Below are 26,566 nucleotides of genomic sequence, written 5' to 3'. Positions count from 1 at the left end.
GGCGGGAGTCTCTTAGCCCGCCAGTCGCTGACGGAGGTCAGCGAGCCGTGCGGACACGCTCATGTCGATAACGTCATCGGCGATCTGCACCCGAAGACCGCCGACGACCGAGGGGTCGATGACGGTATTGAGCGAGACCCGGTTGCCGTAGCGACGACTGAGCATCTCGCTGAGCCGCAGCGCCTGGTCGGCGCTAAGCGGCGCCGCGGCCACGACGGTCGCGACAGTTCGTCCCCGCTGATCCGCGACGATTCGAATCGCCCGCGAAAGGAGCTGCCGCACCCGCCGCGCGCGTGAGTGCCGCACGAGGGAAGCAGCGATGAGCTCTGTGGCCGCACTGACTCGACCGGACAGGAGTTTTGTGATGAGTTCGCCCTTCGCCGCAGCATCACCCAGCCTGCTGCCGAGCGCCAACTCGAGGTCGGGCTCTGCAGCGACGACTCGGGAGAACTCGAACAACTCATCGTCGATGTCTGCGGACGAGGTCGACGCGGCTGCGCGAATCGCCAGTTCCTCGACTCCATCGATCAGGTCTTCGGCCGCAGACCAGCGAAGTCGAACAGCCGCTGCGAGCAACGCAGTGGTCGTCGCCGACACGACGGGTGCGAAAATCGCGGTGACCACGGCTTCACGGGCCGTCGCGGGCGCAGCAGAGTCGGCGAGGGCTCCGCTGAGCTGCGTGGAGGCGGAGATCTGACGGGCCGCGGCGAACAACTCACGGGCGACATCGATATTCACATCTTCAGCGGCGTCCAGCGCCGCGGTCAGTTCCTCGCGAGCCTCGTTCGTCGCGCGCCCCATTACGTGGCCGCCTTCTCGGGCGCGTCGAGGTCGGCGATGAACCGATCCACGACAGCCTTCGCCTTCGCCTCGTCCGAGAGTGTCTCTTGGATCACGCTCCCGGCCAGGTGGAGAGCGAGATCGCCGACCTCGGTGCGCAGTGCCACCGCCGCCGCCTGCCGCTCTGCGTCGATCTGCGCGTGGGCCGCGCTGGTGAGGCGTGAGGCCTCCGCCGCTGCACTCTGCTTGGCCTCGACGAGGATCTTCTTGCCGTCCTCACGAGCCGCATCGCGGATTTCCCCTGCTTCTCGTCGCGCGTCGGCGAGGTTCGCGGTGTACTCCTCGAGCATCGCCTCAGCCCGACGCTGAGCTTCGTCGGCCCTGGCGATGTTCCCCTCGATCGCAGCCGAGCGGGCATCGAGCACGGTCGTGATTCGCGGCAACGCATAGAGCCACACGACAAGAACGATCACGAGCATGCATACGCCCGACCAAATGATGTCGTAGTACGCAGGCAACAGAGGGTTACCGACGTCTTGGCCTTCCTCAGCCGCTGTGACAAGAGCGAACAGCATCTTGCCTCCTTATCGATGGATCGCCGAGATCAGACAGCCGCGAAGATGAACGGCGTGGCGATACCGATGAGCGCCAGGATCTCAATGAACGCCACACCGATGAACATGGTCGTCTGAAGGCGACCCGCGAGCTCGGGCTGTCGTGCTGTAGCTTCGATCGTCTTGCCGATCATGATGCCCAGGCCGATGGCGGGCCCGATGGCGGCGAGGCCGTAGCCCACCGTCGCGATGTTGCCATTGATCGCGGCGAGAACCGTCGTTGAGTCCACTGGTGTTTTCCTTTCGTGAGGCGGGAGGCCGGTCGGCCGCCCGTCAGTGCTCTTCCGCTACCGCGAGCTGGATATAGACCGCGGTGAGGATCGTAAAGACGTACGCCTGCAGTGCGGCGACGAAGATTTCAAAAAGGGTGAAGGCAAGGCCGAGCGTGAGCGTTCCCGCAGCGAAGACGCTCGTCCAATCGAAGTTCATCAGGAAGAACTGTGTCGCGGAGAAGAACAGGACGAGCATCAGGTGCCCGACCATCATGTTCATGAGTAGTCGAAGGAACAGCGACAGTGGGCGCGCGATGAACGTCGATATGAGCTCGATGACGGCGACGATCGGAACGATGTAGAACGGCACCCCACTGGGGATGAGGGCGTTCTTGAAGAACCGGAAACCATGACGCCGTAAACCCGCATACACGAACAGGACGTACGCGATGATCGCGAATACGAACGGCGCTCCGGCCACCGACGTTCCCGCGATGTTCAAGAAAGGTATGACGCCCGTGAGGTTCATCGCGAGGATGCCGAAGAAGAGCGCGGTAAGGATCGGCAGGAAGCGGCGACCGTCTTTCTCACCGAGGACCTGGAAGGCCACCTGCTCGCGCACGAACCCGAAGGCGAACTCGATCACGCCCTGGAATCGACCGGGAACGACAGTCATCCGACGCGTACCGAGAACGATGATCAGCACGATCACGAGTGTCGCAAGAACCTGGACCAGGTTGATCCGAGTAAAAGCGAACGGGGTCCCCTCGAACAAGAGGATCTGCGGGAAGAAATCGGAGATCGAGGGCGGGTGGAAGTCGTTCTCTCCCGCCGCCTCAACGATCGTGATTGCTTGAGTCAACGGGTTGGCTCCAGCTTCTCGCGCCAGCCTGCTACTGCGCGGGTGTGAAGAAAAGGACAGTGCTCACCGTTGAACCCTGCGAAGTTCGCGGGGGTCGAGCCGGGATACATGGACGAGCCTATCAAATGTCAGAAGCGCTGTTCGACCCAGACCCGTGCTCGCCGCCGGGCAATTGCACGTCGGAAACTGCGGGCAACCTCATTCGAGCAAGCGCGACGAGGTCGACAGCGAGCGAGCCCACGGCTGCGGCGACGAGCGAGAAGTACAGCACGATCGGCTGGACCCAGGGCTGTCCCACGAGTGCGACCAACAGAACGATCGCAAGAATGAGCTTGACGATCCAACCGCCGAGGACGACCCCAAAAAAGATCTCCAGGTAGTGGACAGTGCCGAACCAGATGTTCCCGATAAGGATGGTGACGGCGGTCAACGCCGGGAAAACGACACCGATGAGCGCTCCGAGGACTCCGCTCCACAGGCCGGGCGCCCCGGCGACGATGAACCCAACGGCGCCGGCGACGAGAAGTATGACTCCCCCGACGATCCCACCCCACCGAAGGATCGCGCGCAGGATCGGGGTGCTTGACACGGTGCTCACGAGGCCTCCTGGGCGGTGGTGACGGGTGCGGGGCGGCGCCCCGGGGGCATGAGGGTGACGACGAGGCAGGCGATAGCGCCGACGACTCCGAACCCGACGCCGAGGAGGTACTCCCCCGGCCAGTCGGATGCGGTTCCGATGTACATCAGCAGCATCGCAAGGCCAATGATCGCCGTCCAGGCATAGAAGATGAGCACTGCCGTACGGTCGCTGTGGCCCATGTCGAGCATCCGGTGGTGCAGGTGCTTACGGTCGGGCGAGAACGGCGACTTCCCGGCGCCGACACGACGGATGATCGCGAGACCGAAATCCAGCAGCGGCAGCAGCACGATCGTGATCGGCAGCAGGATCGGGATGAACGCGCCGAGCAGCTGCGACCTTCCGAAGTTGTCGGGATCGAGCTGTGACGGGGTGATCTGACCGGTGATCGCGATGGCCGACACTGCCATCAGCAGGCCCAGCATCAGGGCTCCGCTGTCTCCCATGAAGAGCTTCGCGGGCGTCCAGTTCAGCGGAAGGAACCCGATACAGGCCCCGATGAGCGCTGCGGCGATGAAGGATGCGAGGTTGAAGTAGGTGGTCGCGCCGGCGTCTCGGACGAGCAGGTACGAGTACGCGAAGAAGACCCCGTTGGCGATGAGGGCGACACCGGCGACGAGCCCGTCGAGCCCGTCGATGAAGTTGACGGCGTTCATGACGATCACGATCGACAGGACCGTGAGCACGAAGCTCATCCAGCTCGAGCCGACGGTCAGCCCGCCGATCGGCAGCGAGAGGATCTGCAGCTTGCCGAACCAGGCGATGATTCCCGCCGCAGCGAACTGCGCGCCGAGTTTGATCATCCAGTCGAGGTCCCAGATGTCATCGGCAACACCGACGAGCACGATGAGCGTCGTTGCGCCGAGGATCGCCCACACCGCAGCGGGGTCTGCCCAGAAGATCGAGAAGAACGGATGCTGCGACGACGCCAGGAACGCCGCGACGATGCCGAGATACATGGCGACACCGCCCAGGCGCGGCGTGGGGGTCTTGTGGACGTCTCGCTCGCGGATGCCGGGGTAGAGCTTGTAGCGCATGCTCAACTGCCACACCGCCCACGCCAACACGAGTGTGATGGTCGCGGTCAGGATAACGACGAACAGGTATTGCTTCACGCGGATCCGGCGTCGTCGGCATCCGTCTCGACCGGTGCGGCGGGGTCCTCGAGCAGATCGCCGATCACCTCGCGGATCTCATCGGCGCTCACGGCGCCGATCCGAAGGATTCGCGCGGTTCCCGGCTCGCGTCGCGCCAGTCCCGTGGCGTCGAGGATCGTCGAAGGGACTCCCGTGGCGACGGGGCCCGAATCCAGGTAGACGTCGATCCGGTCACCGAGCATCTGGTGTGCGCTCAGCACGTCGACGGCAGCCGCCTCGCCGGTCAGATTCGCACTGGAGACCGCGAGCGGACCGGTCTCTTCGATGAGTTCGAGAGCGATGCGGTGATCGGGCATCCGAACCGCAACGGTGCCGCGGGTCTCCCCCAGATCCCAGGTCAACGAAGGCTGAGCGGGCAGCACGATCGTGAGCCCTCCCGGCCAGAACTTCTCGATGAGTCGCTCCACCGGCTCCGGCAGGTCGGCAACGAGTGCGCGCACCATGGCGGTTCCCGCAACGAGCACGGGCGGTGGCGATTCTCGAGTGCGGCCCTTGGCATCCAGCAGCCGCTGCACAGCAGCAGCACTGAAGGCGTCGGCGGCCACGCCGTAGACGGTGTCGGTGGGGATGACGACAAGGGCGCCCCTGCCGATCGCTTGGCGCGCCTGTCTCATGCCGGGCAGGAGCTGGGCGTCGTCGCGGCAGTCGAAGATGTCGGACATGGCCTGCTCAGTCTACGGAAGCGGCGGGCTATTCCGGGAAGCGCGGACGCTGGGGGAAGCGCGGAAGCGCGGCGGGAAGCCCGCGCGGCTACGGATGCAGCGCGGTGGTGACTCGATCGCGGCGCGTGAGATCCGTGTGGGTGGCGGGCGCTCGCCAGCCGTCGGCGCTCAGCAGCTCGCGGATCTCAGCGCCCTGGCTCTCACCGTGCTCGATCGCGACGATCCCGCCCGGGTGAGCAAGGCGAAGCGCCGTCGCACTGACCTGCCGGACGATGTCCAGGCCATCTGCTCCTCCATAGAGGGCGGTCGGCGGATCGAACCACCGCACTTCGGGATCACGGGGCACCGCGGCATCCGGCACGTACGGCGGGTTACTCACGACCACTGACGCCGTCCCGTCGAGGTCGGCAAAGGCGCGCGCGAGATCGATGAAGGCGAGCTTGGCGTTCTCGGCACCGACGTGGGTGAAGTTCTCCTTGGCCCAGACGAAGGCATCGACGGCGTTCTCGGCGGCGAAGACTCGGGAGTGCGGAGCCTCCGTCGCAAGCGCGAGGGCTATAGCCCCCGAGCCGGTGCCGAGGTCGACGGCGATCGGTGACGGTGAAGCTGCCGCGAGCAGCGCATCCAGCGCGATCTGCACGAGCGTTTCGGTCTCGGGCCGCGGTACGAACACCCCCGGCCCCACCCGCAGCTCGAGGTGGCGAAAGGGCGCGGTGCCGGTGATGTGTTGCAGCGGCTCCCGACTCGCACGGCGCGCCACCAGTTCGCGGAAGCGCGCGTCGGATGCCTCGTCCAGGGTGTCGCCGCGAAGGGCGGCTGCCTGCAGCTCACCGCGGCCCACGCCCAGCATGTGCGCCAGCAGCAGCTCGGCATCCACGCGGGCATCCGCGATCCCGGCAGCAGTGAGCGTCTCGGTGGCGTCCGCGACAGACACGGCGATCTCGCGGGGACGCATGTCATCGGAAAGATTCTGGGCAGGCATGAGCGCCCCAAGCCTAGGACCCCGGGACGTTCTTCGTCACAATCGGGCCCCTGCCGGTGAGGCTCGCCTAAGCTGAATGGTCGTCACCCACGTCGCCCGAAAGGCCCCGAAATGACCGGCATCCACAACGACATCACCAGTGCGTTCGGAAACACCCCGCTCGTCCGCCTGAACCGCGTCGCGGAGGGCGTCGATGGCACCGTGCTGGCAAAGCTCGAGTTCTACAACCCCGCATCCAGCGTCAAGGACCGCCTCGGCATTGCGATCGTGGATGCCGCCGAAGCCTCGGGCGAGCTCCCCCCGGGCGGCACGATCGTCGAGGCGACCAGCGGCAACACCGGAATCGCGCTGGCCATGGTAGGCGCGGCACGCGGCTACAAGGTCATCCTGGCGATGCCCTCGTCGATGTCGACCGAGCGCAAGCTTCTGCTCAAGGGTTACGGCGCCGAACTCGTGCTGACCGACCCGGCTCAGGGCATGAAGGGCGCTGTCGCGAAGGCCGAGGAGATCGCCGCCGAAACGCCGGGTGCGGTTCTGGCCAAGCAGTTTGCCAACGAGGCGAACCCCGCCATCCACCGCAAGACCACCGCTGAAGAGATCCTGCGTGACACCGACGGCAAGGTCGACTACTTCGTTGCCGGTATCGGCACGGGTGGCACGATCACGGGCGTCGGCCAGGTCCTCAAGGAGCGCGTGCCCGGCGTCAAGATCGTCGCCGTCGAGCCCAAGGACTCGCCGCTGCTGACCGAGGGTCGCCCCGGCCCCCACAAGATCCAGGGCATCGGCCCGAACTTCATCCCCGAGATCCTCGATCAGGGCGTCATCGACGAGGTCATCGACGTCGAGTTCGACGACGCGATCACCACCGCCCGCGCCGTGGGCACGAAGGACGGCATCCTCGTTGGGATTTCCAGCGGTGCTGCAGTGTGGGCTGCTCTTCAGGTCGCGGCGCGACCCGAGGCCGCGGGCAAGAACATCGTCGTGGTCATTCCCTCCAACGGCGAGCGCTACCTCTCGACGGCACTGTTCGAGCACCTGCGCGAGGACTGAGCGTGGGGGTGCGCCACGTCATCGGCCGTGTCCGTGAAGACATTGCCGCAGCGAAGCTTCGAGACCCTGCTGCCCGCAGCGGCCTCGAGATTGCGGTGCTCTACTCGGGACTGCACGCGATCTGGGCGCACCGCGTCAACCACTGGCTGTGGACCCACAACGCGCGGTTCCTCGCGCGGGCGGGATCTCAGCTCACCCGCTGGCTCACCGGCATCGAGATCCATCCCAGCGCGCAGATCGGTCGGCGCTTCTTCATCGACCACGGTATGGGCGTCGTCATCGGCGAGACTGTCGAGATCGGCGATGACGTGCTGCTCTACCACCAGGTCACGCTGGGAGGACGGCAGCGCGAGGGTGGCAAGCGCCACCCCACCATCGGCGACGAGGTGGCAGTCGGCGCCGGCGCGAAGATCCTCGGCCCGATAACGATCGGCGACCGCTCGGTCGTGGGCGCGAACGCCGTGGTCACGCGGGATGCGCCGGCAGACAGCATCCTCACCGGCATCCCGGCGAAAGCCCGCAAGCGCAAGGACGGCATGGACACCCGCGCCATCCTGACCATGCCCGACTACCAGATCTGACTCTCACGCCGGTCGTGCGCGGCGCCACCGGCCCCGAGGTTCGCAGAATCGCACGAAGTTCGCAGGATGCCGCGACAATTGTGCGAACTTCACGCCTTTCTGCGAACTTCGCGCGGGGCGGCTTCGCTCGTGCGTGCGTGCGTGCGTGCGTACGTACGTGCCTGAATCTGGGCGCGGCGAGGAAACCGGGATTGCGGAACAGCTGCATCGGGAAGAACGGATGCGCGCCGCGCAGTTCCACCACAGCGAAGAGGGCCAGCAGCGCGGCACCCGAGGCCAGCGGTGCCCACGTGAGCGGCGAGGTGAGCCCCTCGCCGGCATGGGACACGCCGGCCGATCCGGTCGGCGAGGAGGCCGGTGGAGATGACGGTAGCCGCAAGCATCAGGGTTGACACGCTGGCAGCGATCGCCTGGAGTCCGGCATCCATCTGCAGCGCGCGAGCGGACTCGACCAGCGCCGTGCTCGCGATCGTGGGATCAGCGGTCTGGACCCCACCCATGATCCCCAGCAGCGGGATCGCGAGCGCCGTCTGCCGACGGGAGACTCCCGCGCCGACAGCGGAGGCAGCGCTCACGCGTCGGCTCCGGGAAGGTGACAGCACGCCGGCACGCCGTACGTACGCAACTGCGCGAACGCGGCGTCGTCGACCTGGTGGGATGCCGCGGCGAACTCCCCGAGATCGATGCGAGAGCCGCCGAGCCATGTGCCGAGGACTCCGATGGCACCGATCTTGTCGGGCACCACGGCATACGGATCAGCATCGAGCTCGACGAAGTCAGCGAGCTTGCCGACCTCGATGGAGCCGATCTCATGCTCGCGCCCGAGAGCGAACGCGGCGTTGACCGTGTGTGCGCGCAGCGCCTCATCCAGCGTCGCTGCCTGTTCGGGGGCATGCAGGATTCCGGACGAGCACCGGCGAGTGACTGCAGCCTGCATGTTCAGCAGCGGCGTGGGAGGCGTGACAGAACCGTCATTGTGGAACGAGACGGGCAGGCCCGCGTCGAAGGCATCCCGGAATCGCTGCCAGGACCCACCCACGGCCGGCTCGAACATGCCCCCGTCGAGCAGATCGCCCCAGTAGTAGAACTGGAAGGGGCCCATCGAGGGCACGGCGCCGATCGAGGCCATCCGGGCGAACTGGTCGGCGCGCGCACCGCCGATGTGTTCGATCCGCCAGCGGTGATCGCTCTCGATCATGTTGTGGCGGCCGAGCACCGTCGTGAAGGCATCCAGCACGATGTCGATCGCGATGTCACCATTGGCGTGGAAGGCCATCTGCCACCCTTCGCCGACGTGCGCCTCCAGCAGCGCGTCAAGCTGGTCGCGGGTGTAGTTCATCATCTTCTCGCCGGGGATTCCGGGCGCGATCCCCGCGGCTCGGGTGACCTCGGTGTCAAGGTACGGCGAGCTCATCGCGACGTTGCCGACCCACGGCGATCCGTCGGCCCAGAGCTTGATTCCCTGCTTGCGCAGCATGTCGTCGGGGGCAGCTGAGGTGAACGGATCTCCGCAGTCGGCCTCCGTCGACATGTGGTACAGCGAGATCCTGAGCGGGCTATTGGGGAGCGAGGCAAGAGCTTCGTACGCAGGCTTCAGCTCGGTCTTGTACGTGTGTTCCGAGGTCGAGGTGATCCCCGCTGATGACAGCAGCACGTAGTACTCAACGGCCCCCTGCAGCGGATGCGGCCCCTTGGCGATCGCCTCGAGAACGGGAGCTGCCTGCGCCATCGCCGCGGGGATCTCGGTGGCCACGCCGTTGAGGGAGCCGTCGGCATTACGGCCGAAGAAACCACCCACGGGGTCCTCGGGCGGGTTCTTCACCCAACCGAGGTGCTCAAGGACCGCGGTCGTGACATAGGACGTGTGGCCCGAGTTGCCGAACACCATCACCATGCGGTTCCCGAAGATCGCATCGAGTTCGGACGCTGTCGGATCGGCGTGCTGCTGCAGCAGGCCATCGAAGCCGAAGAACGCGAGCGGCTGGTCAGCGGGCGTCTCGTCGATGGCCTTCCGGAAGGCTGCGACGACGTCATCCCACGTGGGCGCGAACCACGGCGCGATCCAGTACGCCGGAGGCATCGTCGCCATGCCGCTGAGAACCGGATGCGAGTGCGGCTCGACGAACCCGGGCAGCAGAGCGGCGGCGCCCGTATCGTGCACTCTCGCCCCGGGCAGCGCCTGCTGACAGTCAGCCGCTGTTCCTACCGCGACGATGCGCCCGTCCGAAACGGCGACAGCCTCTGCTCGGGTGCGCGCTGGATCCATCGTGATGATGGTGCCCGCGGTGACGATGACGTCCATGTCTCCCCCACTGTCTGCCGCCTCCGGCGGCGGCTCTCGCTACTTCTCGGAGCGACGCTCCTCGACCTTCTTCTTGATGAAGACCATCGGCAGCAGCCACGTCGCGAGGGCAGTGACCAGCCACACGATGACGGGCGCGAGAATCCAGGTGAGCACGAAGGGCTCACCGATGCTGATACCGCCTCGGGGGATCAGCACGACGATCACGAGCGCGACGAGGGTCGAGATGATTCCGATCCCGCCGAGCAAGGCGGGTGCGTTTCGCTTTGCCACTGTCGCGATCCACGGCGAGAGGATGCTCTGGAGCACGGCGAAGATCAGAACCGCAAGGATGAAGCCCCACCAGTCCGCCCAGTCGATGCGGAAGCCCGGAAGCAGCAGGTCGGCGGCGATCAGCCCGACAGCTGCGGAGAGCACGAAGATCAGGGCGCGGATGAGGAACATGACCACGCCCCGACAGTAGCGCGTCGACCCACGCAGCGACAGGATGCCGTGCGGCGCCGCTCCGGGAAAGTCAAGGCCTGCGGCTCTGTGCGCTCCTCTTGCTACCGTGTGTGGCTGCGAATCGCGGAAGGGGCGCCGTGGACGGGACGTGGGGACTGTGGCAGAGTGCGGTTGCACTCACCGCTTCGATCGTCGTGCTCTGGTTCGCCGGTACCCGTCTTGCTCGCACTGCCGACGAGCTGGCGGGCCGGACCGGAATAGGGCGTGCGATCGCGGGAGCCGTGTTCCTCGGCGCGGTGACCTCGCTGACCGGCATCATCACCACGATCACCGGAGCGCTCGCCGGGGATGCCGGGTTCGCGCTTGCCAACCCGGTAGGCGGGGTGGCGATTCAGACAGTCTGGCTGGCGGTGGCCGACCTCCTCTACCGGCGCGCGAACCTCGAGCACGCCGCGGCCTCGCTCGAGAATCTCGGGCAATCTCTGACCCTCGTCGCACTGCTGACGATTCCGGTGATCGCCTACGCGACACCCACCCTCTCGTGGGGATGGATTCACCCGCTGTCACTTCTGATCCCGGTGATCTACGTTTACAGCCTGTTTCTGCTGCGACGGATGCGGGCCGACGAGATGTGGAGTCCGCGCCGGACGTCGCAGACGGTTGACGACAATGACACGACGCAGCCGACGACATCTCTCCCCCGCCTGTGGGTCACCTTCGCGGGACTCGCCCTCGTCACGGCAGGGACCGGATGGGTCATCGGCCGCGCGGGGCTGGGAGTTGCGGCGGCGACGGGGTGGCCGAGCGATGTCACCGGGTTCACGGTGACCACTGCCATCAGCTCGCTGCCCGAACTGATCACCCTCATCGCGGCGGTCCGGATGGGCGCTCTGACCCTCGGGGTCGGGAACATCATCGGCGGGAACGTGTTCGACACGCTGATGATCTCGATAGCCGATGTGTCGTACCGCGACGGCACCATCTACGAGGCCGCAGGTCCGTCGAGTCTGGTGCTGTTGGCGGGAACAGCGTTCATGTCAGCGGTCCTCGCGATCGGGCTTCTCGTGCGCGATCGTCGCGGCATCGGATTCGAAGGGGTCGCGATTCCCGATTGGCCTGGCCATCGTTGCGCGGTAGAGACCGTCGGGGCGGGCTATGCGGCCAACCGGGTGGCGGGGAATCAGTTCCCGCCTGACCCCAGAGCCGCGAGCCGTTCCTCCTCGTCGGCGGCGATGCACGACGCGATGATCGGCTCGAGGGCACCGTCCATCACCTGATCAAGGTTGTAGGCCTTGTATCCGGTACGGTGATCGGCGATGCGGTTCTCGGGGAAGTTGTACGTGCGAATGCGCTCGGAGCGATCCATCCCTCGGATCTGCGAGCGCCGGGCATCGGATGCCGCGGCATCCCGCTCCTCCTGCTGCTTGGCCAGCAGCCGGGCTCGCAGCACGCGCATCCCAGCCTCGCGGTTCTGCAGTTGCGACTTCTCGTTCTGCATCGACACCACGATTCCGGTTGGCAGGTGCGTGATCCGCACCGCGGAGTCCGTCGTGTTCACCGACTGGCCACCCGGACCTGACGAGCGGAAGACATCGATCTTCAGGTCGTTCTGATCGATGTGGATCTCTTCGGGCTCGTCGACTTCGGGAAAGACCAGCACACCGGTGGTCGACGTGTGGATCCGCCCCTGTGACTCGGTGGCGGGAACGCGCTGGACGCGATGCACACCCCCCTCGTACTTCAGGTGGGCCCACACTCCCTGCGCCGGATCGCTCGAGGAGCCCTTGATGGCGACCTGGACGTCCTTGAACCCGCCGAGGTCTGACTCGTTGCGCTCGAGCAGTTCGGTCTTCCACCCCTTCGAAGCGGCATACTGCAGGTACATCCGCAGCAGATCAGCGGCGAACAGGGCGCTCTCTGCGCCGCCTTCGCCCTGCTTGATTTCCATGATCACGTCGCGCGCGTCATCCGGGTCGCGCGGAATCAGGAGCCGTCGGAGCCGTTCCTGGGTGTCGGCGAGGCGCTCTTCGAGGGCCGGGACCTCTTCGGCGAAGGCGCCGTCTTCGCGCGCGAGGTCGCGGGCAGCGACAAGGTCGTCGGATGCCGCCACCCACGCATCGTGGGCAGCGACGATCCGACTCAATTCCGCGTACCGCCTATTGACCCGCTTTGCGCGGGCGGGGTCCGCGTGCACCGCCGGATCGGACAGCTCAATCTGCACCTCGCGGTGCTCGTCGATCAGCGCACGGACGGAGTCGAACATCGCCGGCTCGGCCATCTCGATGCCGCCGGGTCAGCGGATGCTGTTCTCGTGCCCGTGACCGTGTCCGCCAGCGCCGTGACCGTTGGAGGTCGGCGCCGGAATCGACTTCTGCATCTGCACGAGGAACTCGACGTTGGACTGGGTTTCCTTGAGCTTGCCGAGCACGACCTCGAGCGCCTGCTGGGGGTCCAGGCCCGCGAGAGCGCGACGGAGCTTCCAGGTGATCTTGACCTCATCGGGCGAGAGCAGCATCTCTTCGCGGCGCGTGCTCGACGCGTTGACATCCACCGCGGGGAAGATGCGCTTGTCGGCAAGCTGACGGTTCAGACGCAGCTCGCTGTTGCCCGTGCCCTTGAACTCTTCGAAGATGACCTCGTCCATCTTCGAACCGGTCTCGACCAGCGCGGTCGCGAGGATCGTGAGCGATCCGCCGTTCTCGATGTTGCGAGCAGCGCCGAAGAAGCGCTTCGGCGGGTAGAGCGCCGAAGCGTCGACACCGCCGGTGAGGACGCGCCCAGAGGTCGGCGCCGAGATGTTGTAGGCGCGGCCGAGGCGGGTGATCGAGTCCAGCAGCACGACGACGTCACGGCCGAGCTCAACGAGGCGCTTGGCGCGCTCGATGGCGAGCTCGGCAACGGTCGTGTGGTCTTCGGCGGGACGGTCGAAGGTCGAGGCGATGACCTCGCCCTTCACGGTGCGCTGCATGTCGGTGACCTCTTCGGGCCGCTCGTCGACGAGCACGACCATGAGGTGGACCTCGGGGTTGTTCGTCGCGATCGCGTTCGCGATCTGCTGCAGCACGATCGTCTTGCCAGCCTTGGGCGGCGCGACGATGAGGCCGCGCTGGCCCTTACCGATCGGGGCCACCAGGTCGATGATCCGCTGCGTGAGCTTTTCGGGCGCCGTCTCCAGGCGCAGGCGCTCCTGCGGGTACAGCGGCGTGAGCTTGCCGAACTCGACGCGGTTCGCGGCGTCGTCGACGGACAGGCCGTTGACGGCATCCACCTTGACGAGGGCGTTGTACTTCTGACGGCCGGTCTGCTCGCCCTCGCGGGGCTGCTTGATAGCGCCGACGACGGCGTCACCCTTGCGCAGGTTGTACTTCTTGACCTGGCCGAGCGAGACGTACACGTCACTCTGGCCGGGAAGGTAGCCGGTCGTGCGGACGAACGCGTAGTTGTCGAGCACGTCCAGGATGCCGGCGATCGGAATCAGGACGTCGTCCTCGCCGACCTCGGGCTCGAACTCGTCGTTCTGGTTCGGACCGCGGCGCTTGTTGCGCTGCCGGCCACGACCGCCAGACGAACCGCTGTCGTCATCAGAACCGGTCGACGCCGACTGCTCGGCACCGCCCGAAGAACCACCGTTGCCGTTGCCGTTGTTACCCGCTCCGTTGCCGCTGCCCCCGGATGCCCGGTTGCGGCTACGACTCCGGCTGCGGCTGCGGCTGCGGCTGGGTGTGGACTCCTCGCTGGCGTCGTCGGAGGACTCGGCATTCGTCGCCGACTCGTCGGTCGTTGCGGCCTCGGCTGACGCGGCATCGGGTGCGTCGCTGTTGTCCGCACTCTTGTTTTCGTCCGCGGGCTTGTCCGTGGTTTGGTCCGCGGAGTTGTCGTTCGACGCTTCAGCCGGCTTCTCGGCCTGCGGCTCAGCCGGCGTCTCTGCCGGCGTCTCAGAGGCGGACTTGTCAGCCGTCGTTTCGGCGGCGACGTCGGTGCTCTTGGCCCGGCGAGGCGCACGCTTGCGTGCCGGCTTGGCCGGCGCTTCCGCGGGCTTCTCCTCCGCCGGGGCTGCCTCGTCTGCTGCATCTGCCGGAGCGTCGGCGGCGGGCTGCTCGGCAGCCTCGCCCGCGGGTGCCGCCGCGGCGGCTTCGGAAGCCGGAGCAGCATCGGGTGCCTCGGCTGCCGCGGGCTCCGCTGCCTCTGCCTCAGATCCCGGAGCGTCGGCCTCTGCCTCGGCTGCCGGCGCGCCTGCGTCGGGTGCTGCCTCGTCGGTCGATGCCTCCGAAGCTGCGGTTTCGGTCGGTGTGGCGGCCTCCTCGGCCGCGGGGGTGGTCTGGTCGACAGCGTCGCTCTCGGACGCGTCGGTCTGGACCTCGGAGATGGACTCCACGAGTACTCCCTTGTGTACCTAATGTGCGGTGAATCGAATGATGTGCGGATCCGCACGGATGAAGAAGCCGCCGCGATGGGCTCGACGTGCTGAGCGGGACTCAGCGTCTCGTGCTCATCTGCCTCTCCTCGATTCCTTCCGGGCAGATATGTCCGGATTCGGGTGATCGAGGGAATTGCGGAGGCTTCGCAGATATGCGGCGGGGGCCAGATTCACGAGTACGTGGAACCCCCCGCGTGCTCCTTCACTGTACCACCCTTGACGTCGACGGCCAGCATGTGAGCCTCCCACGGGGTGTCCGTGACCTGTTCTGCGACGGCTGCAGCCTCGAGGCGACGACCCGGCCCGTCGGCCAGGACCAGCACACTCGGGCCTGCCCCCGAGACGACGGCAGCGAAGCCGTGCTCACGCAGCGTTCGCACCAACCGGTCGGTTTCGGGCATCGCCTGCGCGCGGTAGTTCTGGTGCAGCTTGTCTTCTGTGGCGGCAAGCAGCAGCTCGGGGCTCTGCGTGAGAGCCGCGATCAGCAGCGCCGACCGTGAGAGATTGAAGACTGCATCTTCTCGTGGCACTTGCAGGGGTTGGAGACTGCGGGCAACGCTCGTTGACATCGTGAAGCTCGGAACGAACACCACGGGCGAAACGCCGCGATGCACCAGCAGCTTCTTGTGCTGCGGCATCGCCTCGTCCATCCACGCGATCGTGAGACCGCCGAACAGCGCGGGTGCGACGTTGTCGGGATGCCCCTCGAGTTCTGTTGCCAGGCGCAGCATCGTGTCGGGCCCGATCTCGACATCGCCTTCCAGCAGTCCCTTGACGGCCAGGATGCCCGCCACGACTGCCGCACCCGAAGATCCGAGGCCGCGGCCGTGCGGGATCGTGTTGCGCGCCCGCAGACGCAGGCCGGGCATGGGGCGGTCGACGGCTTCGAAGGCGTAGGCCATTGCCCGCACCAGAAGGTTGGACTCGTCGCGGGGAATCTCGTCGGCGCCTTCGCCTTGGGCCTGGATGTCCAGGCCCGGCTCCCGAAGCGAGGTCACGACCAGGTCATCGTAGAGACTGAGCGCGAGCCCCAGTGTGTCGAATCCGGGACCCAGGTTCGCACTGGTCGCGGGCACGCGCACCACGACCGACCGTTCGGCAACCCGGGCTGCGTTCACGCGGTTGCCCCTGCGCGCGCGAGCCCCAGCACCGAGGCCACCTCAGAGGTGGTCGCGTCCACGACAGTCGGCCGGGCTTCCGTGCCGTCAGCATTACGCAGAGCCCACTGCGGGTCCTTGAGTCCGTGACCAGTGACGGTGAGCACGACAGTGGACCCCGTCGGAATCACTCCCGCCTCGGCACGGTCGAGCAAGCCCGCAACGCTGATCGCGGAGGCCGGCTCGACGAAGACGCCGACCTCACCGGCGAGGATCTTCTGCGCGGCAAGGATCCGCTCGTCATCGATCGCGCCGAACCAGCCATCGGTTGCCGCGCGCGCCTCGAGTGCGAGCTCCCACGATGCCGGGTTTCCGATCCGGATGGCGGTGGCGATCGTCTCCGGGTTCTTGACGACTTCACCGCGCACGAGCGGAGCACTTCCCTCGGCCTGGAAACCGAACATCCGAGGAACGCGCGTGGCGACACCACGTTCGGCCTCCTCGCGGTACCCGCGAGAGTAGGCGGTGTAGTTGCCGGCGTTGCCGACCGGGATGAAGTGGAAGTCAGGCGCATCGCCGAGGACCTCGACGATCTCGTAGGCCGCAGTCTTCTGCCCCTCGATGCGGTCGGGGTTGACCGAGTTCACGAGGTGAACCGGATAGTTGTCGGCGAGTTCGCGTGCGATCTCGAGGCAGTCATCGAAGTTGCCGCGGATCTGGATGAGCTGACCGTTGTGCGCAACAGCCTGGCTGAGCTTGCCCATGGCGATCTTGCCCTCGGGTACCAGTACTGCCGCCGTGATCCCGGCGTGGGCAGCGTAGGCGGCAGCGGATGCCGAGGTGTTGCCCGTCGAGGCGCAGATGACGGCCTTGGCGCCGTGCTCGACGGCTCGAGAGAGGGCCACGGTCATCCCGCGGTCCTTGAAGGAGCCGGTCGGGTTCATACCCTCGAACTTCACCCAGACCTGGGCTCCCGTGCGCTTCGAGAGCGCCGGGGCCGGGACGAGGGGCGTGCCGCCCTCGCCGAGCGAGACGACCGTCGACTCCGCCGTCACCCCCAGGCGATCGGCGTACTCGTTCATGACTCCGCGCCACACGTGTGCCACGTCAATCTCCTTCTACTCGCAGGACCGAAACGACCCGGTCCACGACGTCACTGTCAGCAAGGCGCTCGACCGTCTCGCTGAGATCCTGTTCCAATGCCTTGTGGGTACCGATCACGAGGCGGGCAACGCCCGTCGGGTCGGCGGCGACGCGCGCGAGCGGGTCGGCTGACGCGTCAGCCACCGACTGCTCGACAGTCGCGATCGAGACGCGGCCCTCGCTGAGGATGCCGGCCACTGTCGCCAGAACACCGGGCTCGTCGGTGACCTCGAGGGTGATCTGATACTGGGTAGTCACGTGCCCAATCGGCAGGATCGGCAGGTTCGCGCGGGTCGACTCGCCGACACCCACGCCGCCGGCAATGTGGCGGCGCGCTGCCGAGACAACGTCGCCGAGCACCGCGGATGCCGTCTGCACGCCGCCCGCTCCGGCACCGTAGAACATCAGGTTCCCGGCGGCCTCGGCCTGCACGAACACAGCGTTGTTCGCACCGTGGACGCTCGCGAGCGGGTGCTCGCGAGGCACGAGGGCCGGGTAGACGCGCACCGAGATGGCGTCCCCGGAGCCGTTCGACACCCGCTCACAGACGGCGAGGAGCTTGATGACATAACCCGCCTTGCGTGCGGCATCCATCATCGGCTTGTCGATCGCGGTGATGCCCTCGCGGTGAACGGCCTCCAGCGGCACCGACGTGTGGAAGGCGAGGCTCGCGAGGATCGCGGCCTTCTGCGCGGCGTCGTAACCCTCGACATCCGCCGTCGGATCAGCCTCGGCGTAGCCCAGGGCCTGCGCCTGCGCGAGCACCTCGCCGAAGTCGGCACCCTCGGTGTCCATCCGGTCGAGGATGTAGTTGGTGGTGCCGTTGACGATGCCCATGATGCGCTGCACCCGGTCGCCGGCGAGCGAATCGCGCAGGGGCCGGATGATGGGAATCGCGCCCGCCGCTGCAGCCTCGTAGTAGACCTGCGCGCCGACCTGGTCGGCTGCCTCGAAGATCTCCGGGCCGTGCGTGGCAAGCAGCGCCTTGTTGGCGGTCACGACATCTGCGCCCGAACCGATTGCCTGCAGCAGGTTCGTGCGGGCAGGCTCGATCCCGCCCATCAGTTCGATGACGATGTCGGCACCGAGGATGAGGGTCTCGGCATCCGTCGTGAACAACTCGCGCGGCAGGTCGGCGTCGCGCGGCGCATCAGGATTGCGCACGGCGATGCCCACGAGTTCGAGGCGGGCTCCGGCGCGGTCTGCCAGTTCGTCGGCGTGCTGACGCAGCAGCGCGGCGACCTGGGAGCCGACGGCCCCGGCGCCCAGCAGCGCGACGCGGAGGCGGCGATAGTCGGTCATGCCGTCCTTTCGGTCGGGAGGATGCCGGCGTCACGCGCCAGCAGGTCATCGATGGTCTCACCGCGCACGATCACGCGGGAGCGTCCGGCACGAACCGCCACGACGGCTGGACGCGGGAGGTAGTTGTAGTTGCTGGCCAGCGACAAGCAATACGCGCCGGTGGCGGGGACGGCCAGGAGGTCCCCGGGCGCCACATCGGCGGGGAGGTATTCGGCATCCACGACGATGTCACCGGACTCGCAGTGTTTGCCGACGACGCGGACCAGCTGGGGCGCCGCGTCGCTGACCCGGGACGCCAGGCGCGCGCTGTACTGAGCGCCGTAGAGCGCCGGCCTCGCGTTGTCGCTCATTCCGCCGTCCACGCTCACGTACAGACGCTCGAGACCGTCCTCGAGAGCGACTGCCTTGGTCGTCCCGACGGTATAGAGGGTGACCCCCGCCTGCCCGACGATCGCGCGGCCCGGTTCGAAGGCGAGATTCGGCATCCGGATGCCGCGCGCGGCGCACTCGGCGGCCACGGCGTCGGCGATCCCGTCGGCGAGAACCTCGATCGTCGTGGGGGCATCGGCACGGGTGTAGGCGATGCCAAAGCCGCCGCCGAGGTTCAGGACCCGGAGGTCTTCGGCTGCATCCGTACCACCCTGCAGATCTGCGTAAAGCCCCACGATGCGGGCTGCCGACTCGGCGAAACCGGCGGTACCGAAGATCTGTGAACCGATGTGGCAGTGCAGACCGATCAGCCGCAGCCCGGCGATCTCACGTACCCGCGCCGCCGCCAGAGCTGCGTCGGCGAGAGTGAACCCGAACTTCTGGTCCTCGTGCGCTGTGGCAAGGAAGTCGTGGGTTTCGGCGTGGACACCGCTATTGACACGAATGAGCACGGGTTGGACGACGCCGGCAGCTTCCGCGACGGCAGCGAGACGCTCGATCTCCTGGAAGCTGTCGACGACGATCGAGCCGACACGGATGGCGACCGCCTGCTCGAGCTCGGCGACACTCTTGTTGTTGCCGTGCACCCCGATCCGGGCCGGGTCGGCACCTGCTGCCACGGCGACGGCGAGTTCACCACCGCTGGCGACGTCGACAGCGAGGCCGGCATCGGTGACCCAGCGCACCACCTCTGTGCTCAAGAACGCCTTCCCGGCGTAATAGACCCGCGCCGCTACCCCGTGACGCGCCGCAGCGGACGAGAACGCCTCACGAGCACGCAATGCATGAGCGCGCACCTCGCTCTCGTCCAGTACATAGAGCGGCGTGCCGTAGTCCCGGGCAAGCGCTGACGCCCTCACTCCCCCGACGACCAGTTCGCCGCTGGCATCGCGCGCGGCATCCGTCGGCCACACGCCATCGACCAGGTCGTTGGGGTCCGACGGCACGTCCAGCCACGCCGGCACGGCCGGGGCGGAAGTCGGGTGGGCGGACACGCAGAAGCCAATCGGTGAAGTCTTCGGCGCCGAACAAGCGGCGCGAGCAGGTCTCGGGCGGTCAGCGCACGCGCCGAGACACTCCGGTCAGTCTAGGGCACCGGGTATCCTCGCCCGGGAATCCGCTGGCTGCACGCTCAGGCCTGCGCACCGTGTTCCGGCGTGGTTTCGAGCCGGTTGCGCCAGCTCCGTCTCACCCCGTCGGGAACGAACGCCGCGTCAACGCTGTGATGCGCCAGCGCCTCGATCATGGCGTCATCGAACCCGAGGTCTCCGCGCAGCACGGCTACCTCGTTCGACAGCAGCGAACCGGTCTGGCGCGGATTGTCATCTCCGAGCACGACGCGGGCACCGGCGCGGGCGAATCGCGCCGCAGGATGGGACGTCATGGCCGAAACAGCACCGGTGTAGACGTTCGAGGTCGGGCACACCTCGATCGCGATGTCGCGCTCGATGAACCAGCCGATGAGGTCCGGCTCCTCCGCGATGCGCGCTCCGTGGCCGATGCGGGTAGCGCCGAGGAGCTCGACGGCCTGCTGAGCTGCGCGCCCGGATGCCGCCTCGGCGGCGTGGCACGTGATGCCCAGGCCCGCGCTGCGCGCGATGGCGAAGGCGTCCCGATACCGCGCGAGACCGGGGAAGAGCATCTCGTCTCCGGCAAGATCGAATCCGACCACGCCCGTCCCGGCCGCGCGAGCTGCGGCCCTGGCCACCGCCTCGTTCACCTCGGTGGAGTCGCTGCGCAGCGCCGCGACGACGACACCGGCGGAGATCCCGGTGTCTGCAATGCCTGCCGCAATTCCCCCACACATCGCCGCGATCACGGCATCCAGCTCTGCCAGCGTCGAGGCGTGCGAGGCGGGGCCGAACCGCAGCTCGAGGTGATCCTCACCGTCGGCGGCGGCGTCCTCGACGGCTTCCCGCGTGATCCGCTCCAGCAGGTCGAGACGCGCGAAGAACGGAAAGGTCGCAACGACCTTCACGAGGTAGGTCGTGAGGTCTGCGGGGCGATCCAGCTGCAGCGCCGCCTCCCAGTCCCTGTCGGCATCCGGCATCCCGAGCTCTCGCGCGATCTCTGCTGCCGTGCTCGGCCGCACCCGCCCCTCGAGGTGCGAGTGCAGGTTGATCAGCAGGGGCGCCCCAGCCGCCATCACGCACTCTGCTGGAGCGAGATGGTGCCGGCCTCAGGCAGGACGACACTCTTGGCAAAAAGGACTGCCGCGCCGCGGTAGGAAACACGCTGCGTGAGGATCAGCGCGCTCGTATCGGGGTCGACGCCGAGCGCATCGGCACGGTGATCGCCGAGGACGCCCACGGAAACATCGCAGGTGCTCGATACGTAGGACGGGTCGACGGATGCGAGGAGCCGCGTCAACGCGGTGGCTTCGGGCATGGAGTCTGTCGCGGGATCCGAGAAGGCAGAACCTGCTGCGGGAACCGCCTCGAACGTGAGTGCGAGCTCTGTTCCGGTGCGCCGCAACACCGACTCCCACGTCCACACCGCGGCGGATGGATCGAGCGCGAGGGCCTGAGAAAGCAAATCAGACGCCGGCTGAACTTCATGGCTGACCCGGCCCACCGTGATCGCACCGACGGATTCGCTGAGAAGAAGCTCGAGTCCGCGCACGCGCTCGAAGCCGATCCTGGGAATCGCATCGCTCACGAAACGGCCGATCCCCCGACGCGTCGATATCAAGCGGTCTTCTTCGAGGAGCAGCATCGCTTCGCGTACGACCGGCCGGCTTACGCCGAGAGCTGCACAGAACTCTGCATCGCTGGGCAACACCGATCCGAGGGGGTATGTCCCGTTGCGGATCGCTCGGGAAATGCTGTTGTACACCGCGACACGAAGAGGTTGACCGACGGTGAGGGACAACGGCTCGAGGGGCATGCGGCGATCTCTCTTCGCGAGCGTTTGGGCGATCACAATCCTTCTCCCCGCCAGGGCCGGACGCTCACGAGAGGACGCCAAGCATGGTCTGGAAGAACAGATCTTCGTCGATCTCCTCGATCACGCGCGCATTCGGCTCGCGACCAGATCGACGGACCGAGTCGACCAGGCAGTAACCGGTTGCGATGCCGCGCGCGGTCTCGACGTCCACATAGTAGTCGCTCGCCTTGGTCACGATCCGGGGCTCCACGGCAATGGCGGCGGCGATGGAATCGGGGTGGGTGCTTCCGTCCATGCCGTGTGCCTTCTTGTTGTATGCGAGAGTGCCCCGGTTTGCTCGTACGAAGAACCGGGAGGCTGGCGTGTCCAGTGCTTCGATCTGTGACAGCTTCTCGAGGTCGAACACCCCCTGGCGCATCACCAGATCCCACGGCACGAGTGTCGTGCGAAAACCCGCCCGTAGCACGAGCGCCGCCGCCTCGGGATCGTGGAAAAAGTTCGCCTCAGCGGCCGCCGTGATGTTCCCCGCCGCATTATTGGTACCTCCCATGATGATCAGCTCCTTCACGTTTCCCGCGAAGGACCGATCTGCCGCGGCTGCCAGGGCCAGGTTGGTCAGCGGCGCCTGAGCGATGATCGTGAATTCACCCGGATTGGCCGCGACGAGGCGAAGGAGCGCGACCACGGCGTTCTCGGTCTCGGCGCGTTGGCGTGCGCGGGGGAATCCCGCACCGCCGAAGCCGTCAGTCCCGTGGACGTACGACGAGTCGTCGAACGGTGCCAGCAGCGGAAGCCTGGCCCCTTCGTAGACGGGCACCTGCCCGCCGCGCCCTGCGACCTCGATCGTGTACAGCGCGTTCTCGACCATCTGGTCGAACGCGACGTTGCCGTAATTGATCGTGACGGCCTCCAGCTGTGCGGCGGGATGACGCAGCCCGATCAAGAGCGCGAACGCATCATCCTGCGCAGTGTCGGTGTCGATGATCATGCGAACTGTCATGGAGCACTCTCTTCCGGTGTTGGCACCACGAGGCTAGGCGGGACGCGTTTCGCTCCCGCGCCGGAGAGATGTCGATCTGATTTCAGATATCGGTTGTCTGACATCTGCCGGGAGTCGAGCAGATGTGGCACAACCGGCGGAGTTCGTTAGCAGGTGCCGTTCTGCTGCAAGGCGGCCTCGTTAAGCGTCCGTCCGTCGATGTCGAACGTGGCGACAAGTTCCGCGCCCGTGACGGATGCCGCAGTGAGCGTCGCTCCGGCAGGGAGGTACTGCGCGACGCAGATCTGCCAGTCCTGCAGAATCGGGTCGGCGAGAGACCCGAACTGGTCGCGCACCCCGTCGGCGGTGACTGCCAGTCCACTGACCTGCAAACTGTCGGGTCGAAGCACGAGTTCGCCGGCCTCGGCGCTCGGCACCAGCGACAGCGAAATCGGGATGCCGAACCCGAACAACGACAGCTCGGTTCCGACGACGATCGCGGGGTCTTCCAGCGTGAGCTCGACGATGTCGATCTGCGCGACGCTGTCAGTGAGGGCTGCGACCTGGGCCTGGTCGAGGGTCACCGTGGCTACTCCCGCACCCACGGTATAGGGCGCCGTCGTGCTCACTCCCCGCAGGGCGACGTCGACGTCCGCCGTCGTGGGACCGAGCGGGACGTCTTCGGAGGAGAGTCGGAGATCATCGAGACTGCCTGTGAGCAGCTGCAGGGTGAGCGCACCTTCGACCGACACGTCGACGGGTTGATCGGCGGGCAACTCCAGACTCGTCCGCACCTGGTCCGCGATGCCCGCCTCGATGGTCGATCGCAGGACGGTCTCCACGATCACGACGACCACCACGACGATGACGATGACCACAGCAGCAGCTGCAACGAGCCACGGCCACACCCGGCGGCGCTTCTTCGGCTCCTCGGGAACCGCGAGCACCCACCCCGCGCGCAGGTCCGGCAGCGGGTCGGTCGGGTGTTCGGCATCCGTCATCGGTTACATCCGTTCCGGGGCTCCAACGCCCAGCAGCGTCAGTCCGTTGCGCAGCACCTGACCGGTGGCGTCATTGAGCCACAGCCGCGTCTGGTGCACCGGCTCGATCGGGTCATCGCCGAGCGGGATTACCCGGCAGTTGTCGTACCACCGGTGGTAGAGGCCCGCGAGCTCTTCGAGATAGCGGGCGATGCGGTGAGGCTCGCGCACCTCGGCGGCGAACGCGACAGTGCGGGGAAACTCCTGCAGGGCGCCCAGCAGAGCCGACTCGGTCTCGTGCGTGAGGGTCTCGGGCGCGAACACGCTGCGGTCAACGCCTGCTGCAGCGGCATTGCGGCCCACGTTGTGCGTGCGGGCGTGTGCGTACTGCACGTAGAACACCGGGTTATCGTTCGTGCGCTTCTGCAGGATGTCGAGGTCGATGTCGAGGTTCGAATCCGTGGAACTGCGCGTGAGCGCGTAGCGGGCGGCATCCACCCCGACGGCCTCGACGAGGTCTTCGAGGGTCACAACCGTCCCGGCGCGCTTGGACATGCGCACGGGCTGGCCCTCGCGCAGCAGGTTCACCATCTGGCCGATGAGGATCTGCAGGTTGACATACGGCTCGTCGCCGAACGCCGCGCACATCGCCATGAGGCGCTTGACGTAGCCGTGGTGGTCGGCTCCGAGCATGATGATGCAGCGGTTGAAACCGCGTTCGCGCTTGTCGAGGTAGTAGGCGAGGTCACCCGAGATGTAGGCGGGCTGACCGTCGCTCTTGATGACAACGCGATCTTTGTCGTCACCGAAGTCGGTCGATCGCAGCCAGGTCGCGCCATCCGCCTCGTAGATATGGCCGAGCTCGCGCAGCCGCGCCACGGCCCGGGTGACCGCACCGGATGCGTGCAGGTCGTTCTCGTGGAAGTACACGTCGAAGTCGACGCCGAACTCGTGCAGGCTCTGCTTGATCTCGTCGAACATGAACCCGACACCGAGCTCGCGGAACGCCTCTTGCTTGGCGTCGGCATCCAGGGCGTCGAGGTCACCGTCGTAGGCATCCGTGACGCGCGCCGCGATGTCGGCGATATAGGCCCCGCCGTACCCGTCTTCGGGAGCCGGCCGCCCCTCCGCCGCGGCGACGAGGCTGCGCGCGAACCGATCGATCTGGGCGCCGTGGTCGTTGAAGTAGTACTCCCGCGTCACGCTCGCGCCCTGCGAAGCAAGGATGCGGGCGAGGGCATCCCCAACGGCAGCCCAGCGGGTGCCGCCGATGTGGATCGGACCCGTCGGGTTCGCCGAGACGAACTCGAGGTTGATGACCTGGTCACCGAGCGCCGTCGACGTGCCGAAGGCAGCGCCCGCGTCGACGATGGTCTTGGCCAGTGAGCCGGCGGCCGCGGCATCCAGTCGGATGTTGATGAACCCTGGGCCCGCCACCTCGACGCTCGCGACGCCGTCCACCTCCGAGAGCCCCGCGGCGATCTCGGCCGCGAACTCGCGCGGGTTCACGCCGAGGCTCTTGGCGAGCTTGAGCGCGGCGTTGGAGGCCCAGTCGCCGTGGTCGCGGTTCTTGGGTCGCTCGAGCGGGAGGTCTGCGACTGTGAGATCGGATGCCGCGCCGTCGCGTCGAGCCTCGGCAAGAGGCGTGATCACGGCGAGGAGTGCGGCGGAGAGTGCGTCGGGGTTCATGGCCGATCCAGTCTAGGCGCGCACTGCCCCTCCCCTGCCGCGGCGGCCCGGCGCCCCCGCTCGTGGCCCGGCCCGCCGCCCTCATTCCGCAATCCTCAGCCGCGAGAATCCGATCCGGCGCCGAGAATCCGCTCGGGAACTGCGGTCAGAGGCGCCCAATCGAATTCTCAGCGCGTTGGTGGGATGTTCGCCGCTCAGGCCAGCTGCACGAGCGAAGCGAAGTCGTCGGATGCTGCGTGGTCGGGGACGGATGCCTCGGGTGCTGCATCCGTGTCGGGCGAGGAGATTCGGGCGTCCACGCGCATCCGATCGAGGCTCAGGTTTCCGCCGTGGTAGCTGAGGAAAGCGCAGTCCGCGGCATCCCGCCCGGTCGCGACGCGTACGAGGGAGCGCCGGTCGGCGAGCCGGGTCGCATCGATGACGTACCAGGCGCCATCGAGGAAGGCCTCGGCCACGGCGTGGAAGTCCATCGGCTCCAGCCCCGGCGCGTAACAAGCGGTGTAGCGGGCGGGCACATCCATGGCGCGCAGCAGGGCGATGACCAGGTGAGCGTAGTCACGGCACACGCCTTGACCCGTCATCAGGGTCGTGACTGCGGAGTCGGTGCCAAGGCTCAGTCCCGGCGTGTAGGTCACGGTTTCGGACACGAACTCCGACACCGCGAGCAAGAGGTCTTCGCCGTTGATACCGCGGAACTGACGCCGGGCCTGCGAGAACACCTCGTCTGACTGCGCGTACCGGCTCGGCCGCAGGTAGGTGATCGCCTCGAGATCGCTCGTGGGACGAGATGTCACCTGCTCGTCGACGACGGCGTCGTAGCGAACCTCGAGCACTCCCGGCTCGCCGCAGAAGCGGTGCAGGCGGCTTCCGGTCTGGTCGATGATCTCGATCGGTGTGTAGACCCGATCCCCCTGCGAGAACGTGAGGTTTTCGCTCAGGACAGGTGCATGCTGGGCGACGGCGATCTGGAAAATGAGGTCGATGGATGCCCGGAGTTCCAGGTCCAGTTCGGCGGTCACGATGCGATGCACCGGAGTATCCTCGCACGCCGCGAGGACCTGCGGATGACGCGTCCTGATGCCCCGTGTTCGGGGTGGTCAGGGCGGGCCCGGCGCGCGATGGTAATCTCGATCGGTACGCCTCCGTAGCTCAGGGGATAGAGCGTTGGTTTCCGGTACCAAAGGTCGCAGGTTCGATTCCTGTCGGGGGCACGTTACGGCGAGAGGATCGTCCCGAAGGGGCGGTCCTCTCGCCGTATCTACACCCACCATCAGGCGGGCCCCTGCCGCCGGAGGCTCCGCGGGCCGCGCAGCGGCGCGTGGAGTGGCGGGAGGGCGCGGGGGCACGTTACGGCGAGAGGA

26 protein-coding genes and 1 tRNA gene are annotated in these 26,566 nt (G+C 67.0%); 4 read left to right on the top strand and 23 right to left on the bottom strand.

Going from position 1 to position 26,566, the window contains the following annotated elements; all coding sequences use genetic code 11:
- Positions 1-12: 12 nt before the first annotated feature.
- From B4F19_RS05015 to prmC, 8 genes are all read right to left on the bottom strand, one after another.
- On the bottom strand, positions 13-801 hold the full coding sequence (locus B4F19_RS05015) for a F0F1 ATP synthase subunit delta (RefSeq protein ID WP_292733133.1): 789 nt from the start codon (positions 799-801) through the stop codon (positions 13-15).
- On the bottom strand, positions 801-1,355 hold the full coding sequence (locus B4F19_RS05010) for a F0F1 ATP synthase subunit B (RefSeq protein WP_292733131.1): 555 nt from the start codon (positions 1,353-1,355) through the stop codon (positions 801-803). Before B4F19_RS05010 ends, B4F19_RS05015 begins: the two co-directional genes overlap by 1 nt.
- A gap of 29 nt (positions 1,356-1,384) precedes the next feature.
- A complete protein-coding gene (gene atpE / locus B4F19_RS05005; RefSeq protein WP_292733130.1) occupies positions 1,385-1,624 on the bottom strand; it encodes a F0F1 ATP synthase subunit C in 240 nt (79 codons plus the stop codon).
- Positions 1,625-1,667: 43 nt separating this feature from the next.
- A complete protein-coding gene (gene atpB, locus B4F19_RS05000; RefSeq protein ID WP_292733128.1) occupies positions 1,668-2,468 on the bottom strand; it encodes a F0F1 ATP synthase subunit A in 801 nt (266 codons plus the stop codon).
- 121 nt (positions 2,469-2,589) lie between these two features.
- Positions 2,590-3,066, bottom strand: a complete 477-nt coding sequence (locus tag B4F19_RS04995; protein ID WP_292733125.1) for a hypothetical protein — start codon at positions 3,064-3,066, stop codon at positions 2,590-2,592.
- A complete protein-coding gene (locus B4F19_RS04990; RefSeq protein WP_292733124.1) occupies positions 3,063-4,220 on the bottom strand; it encodes an MraY family glycosyltransferase in 1,158 nt (385 codons plus the stop codon). The genes B4F19_RS04995 and B4F19_RS04990 overlap by 4 nt, the downstream gene beginning before the upstream one ends.
- Positions 4,217-4,924, bottom strand: coding sequence for an L-threonylcarbamoyladenylate synthase (locus B4F19_RS04985; protein ID WP_292733122.1), 708 nt, complete (start codon positions 4,922-4,924; stop codon positions 4,217-4,219). The genes B4F19_RS04990 and B4F19_RS04985 overlap by 4 nt, the downstream gene beginning before the upstream one ends.
- An 88-nt stretch (positions 4,925-5,012) precedes the next feature.
- Positions 5,013-5,879 carry a peptide chain release factor N(5)-glutamine methyltransferase gene (gene prmC, locus B4F19_RS04980; protein WP_292733144.1) on the bottom strand — a complete coding sequence of 289 codons (867 nt, stop codon included), beginning with the start codon at positions 5,877-5,879 and terminating at the stop codon, positions 5,013-5,015.
- Between the two features lie 138 nt (positions 5,880-6,017).
- Between prmC and cysK the strand changes: the two genes are divergently transcribed.
- Positions 6,018-6,956: a cysteine synthase A gene (cysK, locus tag B4F19_RS04975; RefSeq protein ID WP_292733120.1), complete on the top strand. Its 939-nt coding sequence runs from the start codon at positions 6,018-6,020 to the stop codon at positions 6,954-6,956.
- Between the two features lie 2 nt (positions 6,957-6,958).
- On the top strand, positions 6,959-7,537 hold the full coding sequence (gene epsC, locus B4F19_RS04970; protein WP_292733118.1) for a serine O-acetyltransferase EpsC: 579 nt from the start codon (positions 6,959-6,961) through the stop codon (positions 7,535-7,537).
- Between the two features lie 89 nt (positions 7,538-7,626).
- Here the strand turns inward: epsC and B4F19_RS04965 are convergent, their stop codons facing one another.
- Genes B4F19_RS04965 through B4F19_RS04955 form a run of 3 tightly spaced genes read right to left on the bottom strand, consistent with a single transcriptional unit; the run spans position 7,627 to position 10,283 of the window.
- The gene (locus B4F19_RS04965; protein ID WP_292733116.1) at positions 7,627-8,112 is read right to left on the bottom strand and encodes a hypothetical protein; all 486 of its coding nucleotides are present in this window, start codon (positions 8,110-8,112) and stop codon (positions 7,627-7,629) included.
- Positions 8,109-9,839 (bottom strand): amidohydrolase, encoded by a 1,731-nt coding sequence (locus B4F19_RS04960; protein ID WP_292733114.1) that lies wholly within the window; start codon positions 9,837-9,839, stop codon positions 8,109-8,111. The genes B4F19_RS04965 and B4F19_RS04960 overlap by 4 nt, the downstream gene beginning before the upstream one ends.
- A gap of 39 nt (positions 9,840-9,878) precedes the next feature.
- Positions 9,879-10,283, bottom strand: coding sequence for a hypothetical protein (locus B4F19_RS04955; RefSeq protein ID WP_349675942.1), 405 nt, complete (start codon positions 10,281-10,283; stop codon positions 9,879-9,881).
- Positions 10,284-10,420: 137 nt separating this feature from the next.
- On the opposite strand from B4F19_RS04955, the gene B4F19_RS04950 reads away from it, so the two are divergent.
- Positions 10,421-11,560: a sodium:calcium antiporter gene (locus B4F19_RS04950; protein ID WP_292733111.1), complete on the top strand. Its 1,140-nt coding sequence runs from the start codon at positions 10,421-10,423 to the stop codon at positions 11,558-11,560.
- Here B4F19_RS04950 and prfA read toward each other — a convergent pair.
- The 12 genes from prfA to B4F19_RS04890 all read right to left on the bottom strand — a co-directional run bounded on the left by prfA (position 11,464) and on the right by B4F19_RS04890 (position 26,236).
- Positions 11,464-12,546 (bottom strand): peptide chain release factor 1, encoded by a 1,083-nt coding sequence (gene prfA / locus B4F19_RS04945; protein WP_292733109.1) that lies wholly within the window; start codon positions 12,544-12,546, stop codon positions 11,464-11,466. The genes B4F19_RS04950 and prfA overlap by 97 nt on opposite strands.
- A gap of 30 nt (positions 12,547-12,576) precedes the next feature.
- Positions 12,577-14,658, bottom strand: coding sequence for a transcription termination factor Rho (gene rho, locus B4F19_RS04940; protein ID WP_292733107.1), 2,082 nt, complete (start codon positions 14,656-14,658; stop codon positions 12,577-12,579).
- A gap of 212 nt (positions 14,659-14,870) precedes the next feature.
- On the bottom strand, positions 14,871-15,818 hold the full coding sequence (thrB, locus tag B4F19_RS04935) for a homoserine kinase (RefSeq protein ID WP_228177647.1): 948 nt from the start codon (positions 15,816-15,818) through the stop codon (positions 14,871-14,873).
- The gene (thrC, locus tag B4F19_RS04930; protein WP_228177646.1) at positions 15,815-16,903 is read right to left on the bottom strand and encodes a threonine synthase; all 1,089 of its coding nucleotides are present in this window, start codon (positions 16,901-16,903) and stop codon (positions 15,815-15,817) included. The genes thrB and thrC overlap by 4 nt, the downstream gene beginning before the upstream one ends.
- 1 nt (position 16,904) lies before the next feature.
- Positions 16,905-18,242 (bottom strand): homoserine dehydrogenase, encoded by a 1,338-nt coding sequence (locus B4F19_RS04925; protein WP_292733105.1) that lies wholly within the window; start codon positions 18,240-18,242, stop codon positions 16,905-16,907.
- Positions 18,239-19,666 carry a diaminopimelate decarboxylase gene (lysA, locus tag B4F19_RS04920; protein ID WP_295793473.1) on the bottom strand — a complete coding sequence of 476 codons (1,428 nt, stop codon included), beginning with the start codon at positions 19,664-19,666 and terminating at the stop codon, positions 18,239-18,241. The genes B4F19_RS04925 and lysA overlap by 4 nt, the downstream gene beginning before the upstream one ends.
- A 137-nt stretch (positions 19,667-19,803) precedes the next feature.
- On the bottom strand, positions 19,804-20,817 hold the full coding sequence (add, locus tag B4F19_RS04915) for an adenosine deaminase (RefSeq protein ID WP_292733142.1): 1,014 nt from the start codon (positions 20,815-20,817) through the stop codon (positions 19,804-19,806).
- A complete protein-coding gene (locus tag B4F19_RS04910; protein ID WP_292733102.1) occupies positions 20,817-21,557 on the bottom strand; it encodes a GntR family transcriptional regulator in 741 nt (246 codons plus the stop codon). Before B4F19_RS04910 ends, add begins: the two co-directional genes overlap by 1 nt.
- A 64-nt stretch (positions 21,558-21,621) precedes the next feature.
- Positions 21,622-22,557 carry a nucleoside hydrolase gene (locus B4F19_RS04905; RefSeq protein ID WP_292733101.1) on the bottom strand — a complete coding sequence of 312 codons (936 nt, stop codon included), beginning with the start codon at positions 22,555-22,557 and terminating at the stop codon, positions 21,622-21,624.
- Positions 22,558-22,703: 146 nt separating this feature from the next.
- The gene (locus B4F19_RS04900; RefSeq protein ID WP_292733099.1) at positions 22,704-23,537 is read right to left on the bottom strand and encodes a DUF2993 domain-containing protein; all 834 of its coding nucleotides are present in this window, start codon (positions 23,535-23,537) and stop codon (positions 22,704-22,706) included.
- Between the two features lie 3 nt (positions 23,538-23,540).
- Positions 23,541-25,205, bottom strand: a complete 1,665-nt coding sequence (argS, locus tag B4F19_RS04895) for an arginine--tRNA ligase (RefSeq protein WP_292733097.1) — start codon at positions 25,203-25,205, stop codon at positions 23,541-23,543.
- A 194-nt stretch (positions 25,206-25,399) separates the two neighbouring features.
- Positions 25,400-26,236, bottom strand: a complete 837-nt coding sequence (locus B4F19_RS04890; RefSeq protein ID WP_292733096.1) for a transglutaminase-like domain-containing protein — start codon at positions 26,234-26,236, stop codon at positions 25,400-25,402.
- 107 nt (positions 26,237-26,343) lie between these two features.
- Here B4F19_RS04890 and B4F19_RS04885 point away from each other — a divergent pair.
- Positions 26,344-26,416, top strand: a tRNA-Arg gene (locus B4F19_RS04885).
- The last annotated feature ends 150 nt before the right edge of the window (positions 26,417-26,566 follow it).

The sequence above is a fragment of the Microbacterium sp. UBA1097 genome (assembly GCF_002313585.1).
GTDB lineage: Bacteria > Actinomycetota > Actinomycetes > Actinomycetales > Microbacteriaceae > Microbacterium.
Note: the sequence above shows the minus strand (reverse complement) of the source record. Positions and strands in the feature narration are given on the sequence as shown.